The following is a 15339-nucleotide window of genomic DNA, read 5'->3' as shown; positions in this document are numbered from 1 at the left end:
AAATCCCATGTTCGAGAACCTGGCTCTGGGCTTTGCGGCCTTCGGCGATCCCTATGTATGGCTCGGCCTTCTGGTCGGTGCCCTGGCCGGTTACCTGATCGGGGCGATCCCCGGTCTGGGCCCCAGCCTGGGCGTCGCGCTGCTGATCCCCTTCACCTATGGCATGGACCCGGTCGTGGCCATCGTCATGCTGGTGGCGCTCTATGCCGCCGCCGAATATGGCGGCGCGATCACCGCCGTGCTGATCAACACGCCGGGCACCGCGGCGGCGGTGGCCACCGCATGGGACGGCTATCCCCTGACGCGTCAGGGCAAGGCCGGGATCGCGCTGAACCTGTCGATCATCGGATCGGGCATCGGCATCCTGGTCTCATCGATGCTGCTGGTCGTGACGGCCATCCCGCTGTCGGAACTGGCGCTGAACTTCGGCCCCGGCGAATATTTCGCCCTGGCGGTCGTGGGTCTCAGCCTGGTGTCGGGCCTGTCCGAGGGATCGGTGCTCAAGGGCGCCATCGCGATGGGCCTGGGGCTGGCGCTGGCCACCGTCGGCCTGGACACGCAGACCGGCATCCCACGCTTTGCCTACAACCCGGAATTCTTCGAGGGCTTCCCGCTGGTCCCGGTGCTGCTGGGCCTCTACGCCCTGTCCGAGGTCCTGTTCATGCTGGAGGACGGACCCACGCAGAAGATCAAGAGCCAGCCAATCACCGGCATCCTGGCCGTGCCGTTCAGCGTCTACTGGAAACTGCGCGGGCACCTGGTCCGCAGCTCGCTGCTGGGTTACGTCATCGGGGTCATCCCCGGCGCGGGCGCCTCGATCGCGTCCTTCATGTCCTATATCATCGCCAAGAAGACCTCGAAGGAGCCCGAGAAGTTCGGCAAGGGCAGCTATGAGGGGCTGGTCGCGTCGGAAACCGCGAACAATGCCGCCGTCTCGGGGGCGATGGCGCCGCTGCTGGCGCTTGGCATCCCGGGATCGGCCACCACCGCCGTGCTGATCGGGGCGCTGATGATCCAGGGCATCCAGCCGGGGCCCTTGCTGTTCACCCGCAACCCCGAGATCCCCTATTCGATCTTCGCCTCGCTGTTCATCGGCGTGCCGGTGATGATCGTGATCGGTCTGGCGGGGGCGCGGCTCTGGGCGCAGGTGGCCAACATCCCTCGCCCGGCGATCGCCGCCATCGTGGCGACGATCTGCCTGATCGGGGCCTATGCCTCGTCGAACTCGATCTTTCCGGTCTTCATCATGACGGCCTTCGGCATCATCGGCTATGTCCTGCGCAAGGCCAAGATCCCGCTGGCGCCGATCATCCTGGCGCTGGTCCTGGGCGACATGATGGAGACGAACTTCCGCCGGGCCATGGTCATCTCGCGGGGCAGCTACGACATCTTCTACACGCATCCGCTGACGCTGGTGCTGCTGGTCGTCGCGGTGCTGGCCTTCGTGGTGCCGCTGGTCAACGACCTGCGCGCCCGGCGCCGCGCCTGAAGCCACGGGATCGCGAACGGGGGGCCGGGCATCACTCCCGGCCCCTTTCTCATGCGCCTGGCAAACCTTCGCGGCACCTTGGCCTGACCAAATCTCAGGTTACGCAGGCCGCGCCGCAGCCCATCATCCCCCCATCCGGCGGAGGAGCCGGGTCACGCGTTCTCAGGGAGGGAACCCCATGACATTCACCATCTCGCGCCGCAGCCTCGGCCTTGCGCTGGCCGCCACCGTCGCCCTGACGGGCATCCCCGCCATGGCGCAGGACACCTGGCAGCCCGAAGGCCCGGTCCGCATCCTGATGCACACCAAGCCCGGCGGCACCGCCGACATCTTCATCCGCACGCTGGCCGCCACGCTGGAACCCGCCATCGGCCAGCCGCTGGTGGTCGAGAACCTGCCCGGCGCGGGCGGGGCCAACCAGATGAACCAGATCCGCCGCGCCGAGCCCGACGGGCTGACGCTTGGCATCAACACGGTCAGCCATTTCACCGGCATGCTGACCAACCTGAAGGGCGTTTTCGCGCCCGACAACTTCTCGTGGATTGCCGCCGCGCAGATCGACCCGATCCTGCTGTTCTCCTCGACCGAGTCGGACATCGACACGATCGAGGATCTGGTCGCGCTGGCCAAGGAGCGCGGCGACGGCGTGGTCAATATCGGCGGCTTCGGACCCGTGGGCTCGATGCAGCATATCGGCATCTCGATGTTCGAGAAATCGGCCGGCATCAAGCTGAACTGGGTGGCCTTCGAGGCGACGCCGGACATCCTGACCGCGCTTCTGGGCGGGCATGTCGATGTGGGCGTGTCGAACCTGGGGCCGACGCTGCCCTTCTTCGAATCCGACCGTCTGGAGGCCCTGGCGATCCTGGGCCCCGACCGCCTGGAGAGCCTGCCCGACACCCCCACCGTGAACGAGGCCGGATATCCCGTGAACACCGATTGGGTGCAGGTGCGCGGCCTCTTCGGTCCCGCCGACATGGACCCCGCCCTGCAGACCCAGATCGCGGATGCCTTCCAGCTGGCCATGCAGGCCGAAAGCTATCAGGACTATGCCGCCAAGTCGGGCGTCGAGACCCCGGACATGGGCCCCGAGGACTACTCCGCCTTCGTCCAGCAGCTGATGACCGTCGCCGAGGAAAACCTGCGCGAACAGAACCTGCTGAACTGATCTGGCCGGGCCTGCCGCAGGGGCGGGCCGGACGCTTCCGGGACGGAGACCCCCATGACCCAAGCATTCACCGGGCTGCGTGTCATCGACACGACGCATGTTCTGGCCGGCCCCTTCGCCAGCTATCAGATGGCCGTTCTGGGGGCCGAGGTCATCAAGGTCGAACACCCGACCGACCCCGACCAGGCCCGGGCCCAGGGCTCGGACCGGACGCTGAACGACCGCAACATGGGCACCGCCTTCCTGTCGCAAGCGGCCAACAAGCAGGCCCTGGCGCTGGACCTGAAGACACCCCAAGGCGTCGAGGCCATGCGCCGTCTGGTCGCCACGGCGGATGTCTTCGTCGAAAATTACCGCCCTGGCGCCTTCGAGGCGCTCGGCCTCGGCTACAAGGATCTGGCGGCGATCAATCCGGGGCTGATCTATTGCTCGATCTCGGCCTTCGGCGCGACCGGGCCCAAGCGCGAGGTCACCGGCTATGACAACGTGCTGCAGGCCTATTCCGGGATGATGGCGATGACCGGCTTCGGTGACGGCAAGCCGCTGAAATCGGGCGCGCCGGTCGTGGATTACGCGACCGGCACCACGGCCGCCTTCGCGATCACCGCCGCTCTGTTCCAGCGCCAGCAGAATGGCGGGCGCGGCCAGCATGTCGACGTGTCGATGCTGGACGTGGCGCTGATCCTGGCCTCGTCGCATGTGACGGCCTTCACCTGGAACGGCAGCCACCCCAAGCAGAAGGCGAACACCTTTCCCTTCGCCACGATCGGGCTCTATCACGCGCAGGATGCCCCGATCATGATCGCCGCCTCGAACCTGCGCCAGCAGCGGCGGCTGTGGACTGCCCTGGGGCGCGAGGACATGATCAAGACCGACAACAACCAGCGCCTCGATGCCCATGGCGACGAGACCGCCGTCCTGTGCGAGATCATCGCCACGATGCCCGCCGCCTATTGGGAGGATTTCCTGGCCCGCCGCCGCATCCCCGCCGCCCGCATCCGCCGGATGGAGGAGGCGCTGGCCGATCCGCAGATGGCCGCGCGCCGCGTCGTGCAGCGGATCGGGGCCGAGGGTGATCCGCTGGACGGGCTGCGCGTGCCGGTGGCGGGGTTCGACATGTCGGACAGCCCGCCCTCGGTCACCCGCCTGCCGCAGCCGGTGGGTGCGCAGACCGACGCGATCCTGAAGGATCTGGGCTATGACGATGCCGCCATCGCCGCCATGCGCGCGGCGGGCGCGATCAACTGACCGGGCGCCCGGGCGCGGTCTTTCGGGACCTCGGGGCATGGTGCAAGAAGGACGGACCAGGATGACCAGCAACCCGACGCTTTCCCCGCCGGCCCGGCTGGCCGCCCATGTCGCCGGCTGGCGCGACCGCCCGCTGACACCGGCGGTCGAGGAGGCCGCGCGCTCGGCCCTGCTGGACTGGTTCGCGACCACGCTGCCGGGCTGCCACCAGCCGCCCGCGACGATCCTGGCACAGGCGCTGGCGCATGAGGCGGGCCCCGGCGAGGCGGTCTGCTATGTGGACGGTCGCCGCATGGCCCCGCGTCTGGCGGCGCTGATCAACGGCACCGCCAGCCACATCGTCGAATTTGACGACATCTTCCGCGACGGCGGCTATCACCCCGGCAGCCCGACCATCGCGGCGGCGCTGGCCCTGGCGCAGCACCGGGGCGCCTCGCTGGAGGATCTGCACCGGGCCATCGTCGCGGGCTACGAGATGGGCTGCCGGCTGTCGCTGGCTGTCCAGCCCAGCCATTACCGGTTCTGGCACACCACCGCGACCATCGGCACGATGGGGGCGGCGGCGGCAGGCGCGTTGCTCTTGGGTTGCGACGCCGCGCAGATGGGCCATGCGGTCGCGCTGGCCTCCAGCTTCGCGGGCGGGCATCAGCAGAACCTGCAGGGCGCGGGGATGGCCAAGGCGATCCATCCCGGCCATGCCGCCGAGGCCGGGCTGCTGGCCGCCACCGCCGCCGCCGGGGGCGCCACCGCCGCCGCCAACGCCCTGGACGGGCCGATGGGCTTTGCCGCCGCCACCAGCGAAAGCGCCGGCACCTGGGAGGCGGCGCTGGAGGGTCTGGGCGACTGGACGCCGATCACCCGCATGACCGTCAAGAACCACGGCTGCTGCGGCCATATCTTCCCTGCCATCGACGGGCTGCGCGTGATGCGCGCCAAGGCGGGCGCCAGTGCGGGGGACATCACGGCCATCGAGGTGCAGGGCTATGGCGCCACCAAGTCGATGTGCGACAACCCCGATCCGACCACGGCGCAGGCGGCGCGGTTCAGCCTGCAATATTGTCTGGCCGCCGATCTGATCCTGGGCGCCGTGCGCTTGTCCGCCTTCACGCCCGCGGCCTTGGCCGATCCGCGCATCCGGGCGCTTGTGCCCCGCATCTCGGTCGCGTGGGACGAGGATCTGGCGGCGCTCTATCCCCGCAAGCGCATGGCGCGGCTGCGCGTGCGGTTGAGCGATGGCCGGGTGCTGGACCATCTGCAGAAGACCCGCAAGGGCGACCCCGAAGACCCGCTGAGCGCCGCCGAGCGTGCCGCGAAATTCGACGAACTGGCCGCGACGGCGCTGTCCGCGCGCGATGCGGACGCGCTGCGCCAGACCATCCTGACCGGCCGCGACCTGCCCGGCGCGCTGACCCTGATCCAAGCCTGACAATTCCTTGGCCAAGACCCGCCCTATGGTCGGTTGCGAGATATCCCGCGCTTTTGCATTCCTGTCTTCAAGGACGGCGCACGGGAGAGGAGCCCGCAGCCCCGCCATCACCCAGAGGAGCCCATCATGAACGCCATCACGCGGCAGGCCGAATTCGTGGCCGTCACCCACAAGAACGCCATCGCCACCATCACCTTGAACCGCCCCGATCTGCGCAATGCGATCAACGACCAGATGCGCGCCGAACTGATCGCCGCCTTTGAGGAGGCGGGCGCCGACAAGGCCGTGCGCGGCATCATCCTGACCGGCGCGGGCAAGGGGTTCTGCTCGGGCGGCGACATCGGCGGCATGCGGGCGCGGCTGGATGCGCCGGCGGGCGAGGTGGCCTTCAACGGCTGGAAGCGTCAGCAGAGCACGCACAAGGGCGTGGCCGCCATCCACGGCATCTCCAAGCCGGTGATCGCGGCGGTGAACGGCGCGGCCTTCGGGCTGGGCCTCGACATGGCGCTGGCCTGCGATTTCATCATCGCGGCCGAAGGCGCCAAGATGTCGATGAGCTTCGTCAAGCGCGGCCTCGTGTCCGACGGCGGCGGCATGTATTTCCTGCCCCGCCGCGTCGGGCTGTCCAAGGCCAAGGAACTGATCCTGACCGCCCGCGTGGTCGAGCCCGACGAGGCCCTGGCCATCGGCATGATCGACCGCATCGCGTCGCGCGAGGACCTGCTGGAGCAGGCGCAGGCCTGGGCCGAGGAGCTGACCATCGGATCACCCGCCGCCATCGCGCTGACCAAGGCGATCCTCGACAAGACCTTCGAATCCACCGACGAGCAGGTCTTTGCCTTGGGCCGCGAGGCGCAGGCGATCTGCTATACCACCGCCGAGCATCGCGCCTCGGTCGAGGAATTCCTTGCAAAGACCGGCAAATGAGGTCCGACATGTCCGTCATCGACGCCATCCTGAACCCGAAAAGCGTGGCCGTGGTCGGCGCCTCGAACGATCCGGCCAAGCTGACCGGGCGGCCGATCGCCTATCTGCAGGCCAACGGCTACAAGGGCACGATCTATCCGATCAACCCGAAATCCGACACGGTCGCGGGGCTGAAGGCCTATGCCGATCCGCGTGATCTGCCCGAGGCGCCCGATCTGGGGCTGGTGCTGGTCGGCGCGAACCGCGTGATCGACGCGGTGCGCCAGCTGGCCGAGGCCGGGACGCGCGCCTGCGTGGTGCTGGCCTCCGGCTTTGGCGAGGCGGGCGAGGAAGGCCGCGCACGTCAGGACGCGCTGCGCGAGGCGGCGGGTGACATGCGCATCCTGGGCCCGAACACCATCGGTCTGGTCAACCTGACCGACCGCATCGCCCTGACCGCCTCGGGCGCGATGGAGATGGAGGATTTCACCACCGGCCCCATCGCGCTTCTGTCGCAGTCGGGCGGCATCCTGGGCTCGCTTCTGTCGCGGGCCATCGGGCGGGGGATCGGGTTCTCCAAGCTGGTCGCGACCGGCAACGAATGCGATCTGGAGGTCGCGGATTTCCTGGCCACCCTGGCCGATGATCCGTCCACGACCGTCATCGCCATGTATCTGGAGACCATCCGCAACGTGACCGCCTTCCGCGCGGCGGCCGAAAAGGTCCGGGCGGCGGGCAAGCAGATCGTCGTCTACAAGGTCGGGCGGTCCGAATCCGGGGCGCGGTCCGCCGTGTCGCATACCGGCGCGCTGGCAGGTGCCGACGAGGTCTATGACGCGCTGTTCCGCCAGCTGGGGATCATCCGCGCGCAGACCTTCGCGGACCTGCTGGACATCCCGGCGGCCCTGGCGGCGGGACGCCGGCTGAAGGGCAACCGCGTGGCCATCGTCACCTCGACCGGCGGCGCGGCGACGGTCGTGGCCGACAATGTCGGCCTGTCGGGGCTGGAGATGCCCGCCCCCGATGCCGACACGGCGGCCAAGCTGCTGGCGCTGGACCTGAAGGAAGCCGTGCTGGACCGCAACCCGATCGACGTGACGCTGGCGGGCATCCGCCCCGACCTGTTCCGCGCGATCCTGAAGATCCTGGCGGAAAGCGCGTCCTATGACGCGATCATCGTGGTGGCGGGATCGTCCTCGATCGCGCAGCCCGAGCTGGTCTCGGACGCGGTGCAGGAGGCGATGTCGATCACCGACAAGCCGCTGATGGTCTATGTCAGCCCCGAGGCCCCGAACATCGTGCGCCACCTGAACCGCAACGGCATCGCCGCCTATGGCGCGCCGGAAAGCTGCGCCTCGGCCCTGTCGGCGCTGCTGCCGCGCGAGGTGGTGACGGCGGATGCGCGGCCCGTCGCGGTCTTCGACAGCAGCCACCTGACATCGGGCGCGCTGAACGAGGCGGATGCCAAGGACCTCTATGCCCGCTTCGGCGTGCCGGTCACCCGCGAGGTGACGGCGGCCACGCCCGAGGCGGCGGGCGAGGCGGCGGCGGCCTTCGACGGGCCGGTGGTCATCAAGATCCTCTCCTCCGAGATCCTGCACAAGACCGAGGTCGGCGGCGTCGCCGTGGGCATCCAGCCCGCCGACGTGGCGCAGGCCTGTGCCGAGATGCTGGAGCGGGTCAAGAGCCACACCGATGCCGCGGTGGACGGGTTCCTGGTGCAGGAGCTGATTACCGGCGGGGTCGAGATGATCCTGGGCTACAACCGCGATCCGCAGCTGGGGGCCTATATCCTGCTGGGCGCGGGGGGCGTGACGACCGAGCTGTATCAGGACGTGGCCTTGCGGCTGCTGCCCTTGGACCGCGCGGGGGCGGTGCAGATGATCCACAGCCTGAAATGCTCGGCCCTGCTGACCGGGTTCCGGGGCAAGCCCGCGGCGGATATCGAGGCACTGACCGATGCGGTCCTGGCCTTCTCGGACATGGCCTGCGCGCTGGACGACCGTCTCTCCGAGGCCGAGATCAACCCGCTCTTCGTGCTGCCCCAGGGGCAGGGCGCCCGCGCGGCGGACGGTCTGGTCGTCCTGTCCTGACCCTTCAGATGGCGGCGTCGGTCGCCATCTGCTCCTTGATCCAGTCGAGGAACTTCACCAGCGGCGCCGAGGGGGTCACATTGGTGGGCCAGGTGATGTGATAGCCCTCGGTCGTCGGGCAGATATGCTCGAAGGGCATGACCAGCGCCCCCGATTGCAGCTGGCGCGTCACGAAGGGCCGCACGGCGATGGCCACGCCGATGTCCAGCAGCGCGGCCTCGTAGGCCAGGGCCGAGTTCTCGAAGCGGATGCCGGGCGTGGGGTCGATCCCCGCGCCCGCATCCGCGATCCAGGCCGCCCAGTCATTCGGTCGCGCCATCGAATGCAGCAGCCGCACCTTGGCGAGATCGGCGGGCACCTTCAGCTTGCCCGTGGCCAGCAGGGTGGGCGAGCAGACCGGCACCAGATCGATCTGCGCCAGCTTTTCGGAATTGAGCGTTGGCCAGTCGCCCCGCCCCGACCGGATCGCGGCATCCAGGTTCTGCGTCTCGAAATCCACCGGCGCGGTGGACGAGGACAGCCGCACCTCGATCCGCGGATTGGCGTCGTGGAACCGGGCCAGCCGCGGGATCAGCCAGCGCTGCGAGAAGGTGGTGTAGGACTGGATCGACAGGATGTCCCGACGGCCCCGCCGCGACACCAGCCGCGCCGCCGCCGAAATGTCGAAGAAAGCCTGCGTGACGCCCTCGAACAGGCGCTGGCCCTCGCGCGTGACCTCGATCCCGCGATGCAGGCGGCGGAAGAGCGCGACGCCCAGATATTCCTCCAGCACCTTGACCTGACGGCTGACGGCTACCTGGCTGACGTTCAGCTCCTCGGCGGCCAGGGTGAGGCTGTTCAGTCGCGCCGCCGCCTCGAAGGCCTTGAGCGGGTTCAAGGGGGGAAGCTGTTGGGTCATCGCGCGCCTGTCCACTTATGTCGCACCTGCCCGCGCATCAGGCAACCGGGACTGCGACGTTGCGTCATGACTCTGTCGCACTGGCGCGAAAAGCTCAAGACGTCAGGCTGTCCTGTCGCCTGTGTTTGAGGACAGGCCGGGTTCGGCTGCCCGAAAGCGGCTGCGCATCAGGGCCAGAACCCGCCCCTCGGGCGTCGCAAGCCGGCACAGCGTCCGGGCGGGTTGGCGGCACAGGATGGCATCGACTTCCTCGCCCGGCGCGACATTGCCCAGATAGACCACGTCGCGGGCCAGGATCCGGCGATCCATGCGCCCGCCAAGCGCGCAATCGGCGCGCTCGGCCAGCGCGGCATAGCTGGGGAAGTAGAGCAGCCCGGCCGCGTTGAACTCCAGCACGGGGCAGGGCAGCAGGCGGGTCTGCTGGCCATCCGGCATGGGCCGCGCGCGGGCGATGCGGGCGGCGTGATGCGCCAGCACCTGCGCCACGCGCGGGGCGGGCGGGGGCAGAGCCAGGATGCGCGGCGCCCGCCGCACGATCCCGTGGTTCGACCCCGGGTCGGTGCGCCCCACGAAGGCCGAGATCAGGATCATGCGCCCGATCAGACGCCCCCCGGCCTCGATCTTCTGGACCGAGGCCAGGCGGCCATGCCCCAGCTGGCCAAGCCTGCCCGACAGGCGCAGCGCATCGCCCAGCTCGGGGGCCGCCGTCAGCCGCAGGCTGGTCGCGCAGAAGGCGGCGTAGAGCGGCTGGCCTTGCGGGCAGGTGAAGACCGCGCGGTTTTGACCCATCGCCTGCGCGATCAGCCGCCAGTGCAGATCGCCCGCCCGGCGCATCAGCCATTGTTCCGACAGGCCCGCATAGCCCATCTCGGCCATGCCGAGGACATGGTCCTCGTGCAGGCGGGGATGGGCGTCGGGCCGTGCGCGGGCAAGGGTCATGCGGCGCGCAGGCGTCGGTCGCGGGCGACGATCTGCCCGGCCAGATGGCGGCTGTCCTCGTCGATGCCCAGAAACCGCCCCGAGCCCCAGGTGTTCAGCCAGCCCAGCCCGATGAAATAGGCGCCGGGCACCTGCGTCACGCCGCGCGTGTATTCGGGGCGCCCATGGCTGTCGAAGCAATCCAGCTCCAGCCAGGAATAATCGGGCCGGAAGCCGATGGCCCAGAGGATCGAGGTGATGCCTTGGTCCGCGAGGTCGATCTGCGTGATCTCCCGATCGGGGCGCCAGACCTTGACGAAGGGCGGCTCGACGGGCGCATCGATGCCCTGCGCGGCGATCCAGGCGTCGATCTGGGTGCGGATGCCCTCATAGCTGCGGTCGGCATCGTCGAGGTTCTTCTCCAGATCGGGCAGGAACTGCACGCCGGTTCCCGACGCCCCCGCCAGGGAGCCGTAGAGCCGCACGCCCTCCAGCGCGAACCTGCGCAGGTCGATCTCCTTGCCGCCGTCGCGGCCCGACATGTAATGGTTGGTCTGTGACAGGGCCTTGGCCGGGTCGGGATGGCGGTCGATGGTGATCTGGTAATGGCCCGCATCATGCAGCCAGTCGGTCGCGTCGCGCCCGCGATATCTGCGCGGGCTGCGCGGCGCGGGGCCCACGGCCAGATGGACCGGGCGCCCGTCGCGGTGCAGATCCTCCATCAGCTGCACGCCGGACTGGCCGGTGCCCACGATCAGCGTGCCACCTTGGGGCAGTTGCGACGGCCTGCGGTAATCGCGCGAATGCATCTGGGTGATGGCCGGGTCGATCTTCGCCGCATAGGGCGGGACGATGGGGCTGTCATAGCCGCCCGTCGCCACCACGACCTGATCGGCGGTGAAGACGCCGAGGCTGGTGGTCAAGTGATAGACCCCGCCCTGCTGCCAGACCCGTGTGACATCGACGCCCTCGCGCAGCGGCGGATCGAAGCTGTCGGCGAAGCCGTCCACATAGTCCACGATCTGGTCCTTCAGCATGAAGCCGTCCGGGTCCGGCCCGCGATAGGGCCAGCCGGGCAGGCGGCATTGCCAGTTCGGCGTGACCAGGCAGAAGCTGTCCCACCGGTTGTTGCGCCAGCTTTCAAAGCGGCGGTGGCGTTCCAGCACCAGATGCTCGATCCCTTCGGCGCACAGATACCAGCTGACCGACAGGCCGGCCTGGCCGCCGCCGATGATGATGACGGGAAGATGCGGAATGGTCATGGCGGGCCCTTTCAGATGAGCTGCAGGCAGGTGACCTGCCCGTCTGCCGGTTGGGTGGCGGCGCGCGCCTCGATCCGGGCAAGCTGATCCAGCGCGGAGGAACAGGCATAGCCGTATTTCGCGGCCACCCGGTCCGAGGCGGCGTTCAGCCCGGCGCGGGCGCGGGTCAGGAAATCGGGCATCGGATAGGCGGTGCCGGCGGACAGATGCTGGTGGATTGCGGTCGAGGGGGAATAGCAGTTCTCCTCGGTCCCATCGGGCCAGCGGAGGGTGAAATGAACCTCAGGCATGGGCGTGGTCCCTGGTCAGGCCCAGATAGGGCCGGTCGCGGTGATCCCAGAACGTGGCCGTCTGCGTGGCGCGAGACAGCTCGATCCGGGGGGTGGCGGTGGCGGTGCCGATGACGACGGCGGTGATGTCGCGGTTGTTGAAGCGTCCGCAGACCTCGGCGGCATGGTCGGGGCGCACCGACAGCAGGAAACCGAAGCTGGGGAAGCTGCGCAGCCAGCGCTCAAGATCCGTGCCGGGGGGCAGGGGGAGGGCGTCCACGTCGATGCGAAAGCCGCAGCGCGAGCATTCGGCCAGCATCAGCGCGGTGCCGACGATGCCGCCCTGGCTGATATCCTTGCCGGCCTCGACCAGCCCGGCGCGGGCCAGTTCGGGCAGCAGGTTCAGATCACCCCGCAACTGGTCATGGGGCGCGTCCAACGCCGCGCACCAGTTGTCGAAGCTGGGGCGATAGCCGCCCCGGTGGTCGATGGCGGCGATCAGCGCATCGCCGGGCCGCGCCGCGAAGCTGGAGATCAGCCGCTGCGCCTGCCCGGTGACCGAAACGGCCAGGTTCAGCGCCGGCGCGCCGAGGTTCGTGTGCCCGCCGACGATGGGCACGCCATAGGCCTGTGCCGCATCGCGCAGACCCGCCAGCAGCGGTGCGGCGCTGGCGGCATCCGGCGCCCAGACCGCATTCAGCAGCGCGCTGGCCCGGCCCCCCATCGCGGCGATGTCGGAGAGGTTCACCATCACCCCGCACCAGCCCGCGAACCACGGATCGTCGGCCACGAATTGCGGCATGAAGCCCTCGCCCGCCAGCAGATCCCAGCCTCCGTCCGGGCGCGGCAGGGCGGCCGCATCGTCGCCGGGCGCGCCGGGCGAGGCGGCGTCCAGACCCAGGGCCCGCGTGGCATCCGCGATCTGCAGCTTGCCCCGGATCGAAGGATGCGCGGCCAGACGCGCGGCAAGGGCGGTCAGATCCATCACACCCTCCGGGCGCGCGAGGTGAAGCCCGTGCCGGGATCGGGGATCGCCGGGTAGTGCGGCAGCGAGGCCGTCATATGCGCATGGGGGGCGCCATGCAGCGTGACCTCATCTTGGACGGTCCAATGCAGGCGGCGGAACAGGGGCACGTTCTGGACCTGCACATGGGCGTGGAATTCCGTGCAGCCGCGCCCGTTGGCCGTGCTGACGGCCAGCCGGATCAGCTCGGCCCCAAGCCGGCCCACGCGGCGATAGTCGGATGCCACGGCCAGCCGCGTGCCCCACCAGATGCCGGGTTCGGACTGGTGGATGCGCACGCAGCCCACCACCTCGGCGGGTTCGCCCGCCAGCGTGGACAGCGCGACCAGCGGCGTGGCGATCTGATCCACCCCGTCGCGGTCATGGCCGGTGAACAGGCCCTGTTCGATCACGAAGACCTGCTGGCGCAGGCGGGCGGCGCCGGTCATCTCCCAGATCTCGCGGGCCTCGCGGATCAGGAATTCGGGGCTGATGAAGGCGCGGGGGCTCAGGTTGCTCATGCGGCCCCCAGCTTCTCGTAGGTGGACAGCGCCGAGCAGGCGCCGCATTTTCCGCAGCCCGCCTTGATGTCGGTGGCCCGCAGACCGCCCTTCAGCACGATGCCCGACAAGGGCCGCAGCACCGAGGCCATGAATTCGGACGAGGGTGCCGGGTGGCTTTCCAACGGCGTCCCCGAGATGGGCACGAAGGGCACGACAAAGGGATAGACGCCCAGATCGACCAGCCTTTGCGACATGTCCAGAATGGCTTCGGCCGTGTCGCCCAGCCCCGCGAGGATATAGGTCGAGACCTGACCGCGCCCGAAGACCTGCACCGCCGCCTCGAAACTGCTGAAATATTTTGCCAAGGGCACCGAGGCCTTGCCGGGCATGATCCGGGTGCGGACCTCGGGGGTCACGGCCTCGAGGTGCATGCCAAGCGCGTCGACGCCCGCCTCCTTCATGCGCTGGTGCCAGAGGTCATCCTCGGGCGGCTCGCATTGCGCCTGAATGGGCAGGTCGACCGCCGCCTTGATGGCCCTCGCGCTGTCGGCCAGGATCGAGGCCCCGCGATCGCTGCCCGCGGGCGTGCCGGTGGTCATGACCATGTGTTTCACGCCATCCAGATCGACCGCCGCCCGGGCGACCTCGGCCAGTTGGGCAGGAGTCTTTCGGGCGATGGTGCGGCCCGCGGCAAGGCTTTGGCCGATGGCGCAGAACTGGCAGGTCTTCTTGCGGCTCTCGTAGCGGATGCAGGTCTGCAGGACGGTCGTGGCCAGCACGTCGCGGGAATGCAGCACCGCGATCTGGTTGTAGGGGATGCCGTCGGCGGTCTTGAGGTCATAGAAGCGCGGGCGGTTCGGGAAACGGATGCGCGCCATCTCCACCCCCTCGCGGGTGATGCGCGAGCGGCCTGCGGTGTCGGGTGCCTCGACCAGATAGGGGCTGTCGAAGCTGGGCGCGGTATGGACCGGGATCATCACGGTCTGATCGCCGAAGCTGACCGCCTTGTGGTCGGACGGGCCGGCCCCGCCCCGGCGGCTTTCATGGCCGGCGCGCGGATCGACCAGTCGCATGCCACGGGTCTGCAATTCGTTGATCAGGTCGGGTTCGGCATCGGACAGATCTCGCAGATCACGCATCTTGCACCTCGTCGGGTTGCAGCGCCTCGGCGGGCGCCTCGGGGTGGAGGGTCTGGCGGGGAGAGGCGGGGCGGTCGTCATGGATCAGCCGCAGCAGTTCCGGGCGGGCGTAATGGCCGACGCTGTCCATCATCCGCTTGCGCTTGGTGATCAGGCGCATGTCCAGATCGGCGATCAGGATGCCCTCGCCCTCCGTCAGCGGCGGGACCACATGGCGCCCCTCGGGCGTGATGATGCAGGTCATGCAGCCGTCGCGCAGGCCGCGCTGCAGGGCAGGGTCGGGATGGATGGAGGCGATCTGATCCTCGGTCAGCCAGCCGGTGGCATTCACGACGAAGCATCCCGATTCCAGCGCATGGTGGCGCATGGTGACCTCGATCTGCTCGCCGAAGATCGGACCGACCAGACTGCCGGGGAAATGGCTGACATGGATCTCCTCGTGCTGGGCCATCAGGGCGTAGCGGGCCAGCGGGTTGTAATGCTCCCAGCAGGCCAGGGCGCCCATGCGGCCCACGGCGGTGTCCACCACCTTGAGCCCCGCGCCGTCGCCCTGGCCCCAGATCATCCGCTCGTGATAGGTCGGCGTGATCTTGCGGCGCTTCAGCGCAAGGCTGCCATCCGCGTCGAAGATCAGCTGCGTGTTGTAGAGCGAGCCGTGGTCGCGCTCGGTCACCCCCAGCACGATCACCGCGCCACGCTTGCGCGCCGCATCCGCCACGGCGCGCGTCTCGGGCGAGGGTACGATGACGGCCTCCTCGTACAGGCGCAGATGCTCGGCCCCCTGCTGAACGGGGGGCAGCACGAAGCTGAAATAGGGGTAATAGGGCACGAAGGTCTCGGGAAAGACGATCAGCTCGGCCCCCTTGTCGCAGGCCTCGGAAATGGCGTTCAGCACGCGTTCGACGGTGCCCGCGCGCGAGGTCAGATCGGGCGCGATCTGGACGGCGGCGGCGCGGACGGTGGACCGGGCGGCGGGTTTGCTCATCGGGGAAACCTTTCGACAAGGGGGCGTTGCGG

At 69.0% G+C, this 15339-nt stretch carries 14 protein-coding genes; 6 read left to right on the top strand and 8 right to left on the bottom strand.

The window, feature by feature from the left end:
• The first annotated feature begins 7 nt into the window (after positions 1-7).
• From FA743_RS13500 to FA743_RS13475, 6 genes are all read left to right on the top strand, one after another.
• Positions 8-1489, top strand: coding sequence for a tripartite tricarboxylate transporter permease (locus tag FA743_RS13500; RefSeq protein ID WP_136886630.1), 1482 nt, complete (start codon positions 8-10; stop codon positions 1487-1489).
• 178 nt (positions 1490-1667) lie between these two features.
• The gene (locus tag FA743_RS13495) at positions 1668-2657 is read left to right on the top strand and encodes a Bug family tripartite tricarboxylate transporter substrate binding protein (protein WP_136886629.1); all 990 of its coding nucleotides are present in this window, start codon (positions 1668-1670) and stop codon (positions 2655-2657) included.
• A gap of 54 nt (positions 2658-2711) precedes the next feature.
• Entirely contained in the window at positions 2712-3905 is a 1194-nt protein-coding gene (locus FA743_RS13490; RefSeq protein ID WP_136886628.1) for a CaiB/BaiF CoA transferase family protein, read from the top strand.
• A 61-nt stretch (positions 3906-3966) separates the two neighbouring features.
• Positions 3967-5331 (top strand): MmgE/PrpD family protein, encoded by a 1365-nt coding sequence (locus tag FA743_RS13485; RefSeq protein WP_136886627.1) that lies wholly within the window; start codon positions 3967-3969, stop codon positions 5329-5331.
• 126 nt (positions 5332-5457) lie between these two features.
• Entirely contained in the window at positions 5458-6258 is an 801-nt protein-coding gene (locus FA743_RS13480; protein WP_136886626.1) for an enoyl-CoA hydratase/isomerase family protein, read from the top strand.
• 8 nt (positions 6259-6266) lie between these two features.
• Positions 6267-8330 (top strand): acetate--CoA ligase family protein, encoded by a 2064-nt coding sequence (locus FA743_RS13475; protein WP_136886625.1) that lies wholly within the window; start codon positions 6267-6269, stop codon positions 8328-8330.
• A gap of 4 nt (positions 8331-8334) precedes the next feature.
• Here FA743_RS13475 and gcvA read toward each other — a convergent pair whose 3' ends face one another.
• The 8 genes from gcvA to FA743_RS13435 form a co-directional block, all read right to left on the bottom strand.
• Entirely contained in the window at positions 8335-9228 is an 894-nt protein-coding gene (gene gcvA, locus FA743_RS13470) for a transcriptional regulator GcvA (RefSeq protein ID WP_136886624.1), read from the bottom strand.
• 102 nt (positions 9229-9330) lie between these two features.
• On the bottom strand, positions 9331-10167 hold the full coding sequence (locus FA743_RS13465) for a Pnap_2097 family protein (RefSeq protein ID WP_211242275.1): 837 nt from the start codon (positions 10165-10167) through the stop codon (positions 9331-9333).
• Entirely contained in the window at positions 10164-11408 is a 1245-nt protein-coding gene (locus FA743_RS13460; RefSeq protein ID WP_136886623.1) for an MSMEG_0569 family flavin-dependent oxidoreductase, read from the bottom strand. Before FA743_RS13460 ends, FA743_RS13465 begins: the two co-directional genes overlap by 4 nt.
• A gap of 11 nt (positions 11409-11419) precedes the next feature.
• Positions 11420-11698 carry an MSMEG_0570 family nitrogen starvation response protein gene (locus FA743_RS13455; RefSeq protein WP_136886622.1) on the bottom strand — a complete coding sequence of 93 codons (279 nt, stop codon included), beginning with the start codon at positions 11696-11698 and terminating at the stop codon, positions 11420-11422.
• Positions 11691-12662: a sll0787 family AIR synthase-like protein gene (locus FA743_RS13450; RefSeq protein WP_136886621.1), complete on the bottom strand. Its 972-nt coding sequence runs from the start codon at positions 12660-12662 to the stop codon at positions 11691-11693. Before FA743_RS13450 ends, FA743_RS13455 begins: the two co-directional genes overlap by 8 nt.
• Positions 12662-13201 (bottom strand): MSMEG_0567/Sll0786 family nitrogen starvation N-acetyltransferase, encoded by a 540-nt coding sequence (locus tag FA743_RS13445; RefSeq protein ID WP_136886620.1) that lies wholly within the window; start codon positions 13199-13201, stop codon positions 12662-12664. The genes FA743_RS13450 and FA743_RS13445 overlap by 1 nt, the downstream gene beginning before the upstream one ends.
• Positions 13198-14322: an MSMEG_0568 family radical SAM protein gene (locus FA743_RS13440; protein ID WP_136886619.1), complete on the bottom strand. Its 1125-nt coding sequence runs from the start codon at positions 14320-14322 to the stop codon at positions 13198-13200. The genes FA743_RS13445 and FA743_RS13440 overlap by 4 nt, the downstream gene beginning before the upstream one ends.
• Positions 14315-15307, bottom strand: coding sequence for a Nit6803 family nitrilase (locus FA743_RS13435; RefSeq protein ID WP_136886618.1), 993 nt, complete (start codon positions 15305-15307; stop codon positions 14315-14317). Before FA743_RS13435 ends, FA743_RS13440 begins: the two co-directional genes overlap by 8 nt.
• Between the last annotated feature and the right edge of the window lie 32 nt (positions 15308-15339).

The sequence above is a fragment of the Paracoccus gahaiensis genome, from assembly GCF_005048225.1.
GTDB lineage: Bacteria > Pseudomonadota > Alphaproteobacteria > Rhodobacterales > Rhodobacteraceae > Paracoccus > Paracoccus gahaiensis.
The sequence above is the reverse complement of the archived record's forward strand: the minus strand, read 5'-3'. Positions and strand labels throughout refer to the sequence as shown.

Coding starts and splice junctions, on each gene's coding strand:
- FA743_RS13480 (WP_136886626.1), top strand. CDS start 5,458: ATGAACGCCATCACGCGGCAGGCCGAATTCGTGGCCGTCACCCACAAG.
- FA743_RS13485 (WP_136886627.1), top strand. CDS start 3,967: ATGACCAGCAACCCGACGCTTTCCCCGCCGGCCCGGCTGGCCGCCCAT.
- FA743_RS13455 (WP_136886622.1), bottom strand. CDS start 11,698: ATGCCTGAGGTTCATTTCACCCTCCGCTGGCCCGATGGGACCGAGGAG.
- gcvA (WP_136886624.1), bottom strand. CDS start 9,228: ATGACCCAACAGCTTCCCCCCTTGAACCCGCTCAAGGCCTTCGAGGCG.
- FA743_RS13460 (WP_136886623.1), bottom strand. CDS start 11,408: ATGACCATTCCGCATCTTCCCGTCATCATCATCGGCGGCGGCCAGGCC.
- FA743_RS13465 (WP_211242275.1), bottom strand. CDS start 10,167: ATGACCCTTGCCCGCGCACGGCCCGACGCCCATCCCCGCCTGCACGAG.
- FA743_RS13475 (WP_136886625.1), top strand. CDS start 6,267: ATGTCCGTCATCGACGCCATCCTGAACCCGAAAAGCGTGGCCGTGGTC.
- FA743_RS13445 (WP_136886620.1), bottom strand. CDS start 13,201: ATGAGCAACCTGAGCCCCCGCGCCTTCATCAGCCCCGAATTCCTGATC.
- FA743_RS13450 (WP_136886621.1), bottom strand. CDS start 12,662: ATGGATCTGACCGCCCTTGCCGCGCGTCTGGCCGCGCATCCTTCGATC.
- FA743_RS13440 (WP_136886619.1), bottom strand. CDS start 14,322: ATGCGTGATCTGCGAGATCTGTCCGATGCCGAACCCGACCTGATCAAC.
- FA743_RS13435 (WP_136886618.1), bottom strand. CDS start 15,307: ATGAGCAAACCCGCCGCCCGGTCCACCGTCCGCGCCGCCGCCGTCCAG.
- FA743_RS13495 (WP_136886629.1), top strand. CDS start 1,668: ATGACATTCACCATCTCGCGCCGCAGCCTCGGCCTTGCGCTGGCCGCC.
- FA743_RS13490 (WP_136886628.1), top strand. CDS start 2,712: ATGACCCAAGCATTCACCGGGCTGCGTGTCATCGACACGACGCATGTT.
- FA743_RS13500 (WP_136886630.1), top strand. CDS start 8: ATGTTCGAGAACCTGGCTCTGGGCTTTGCGGCCTTCGGCGATCCCTAT.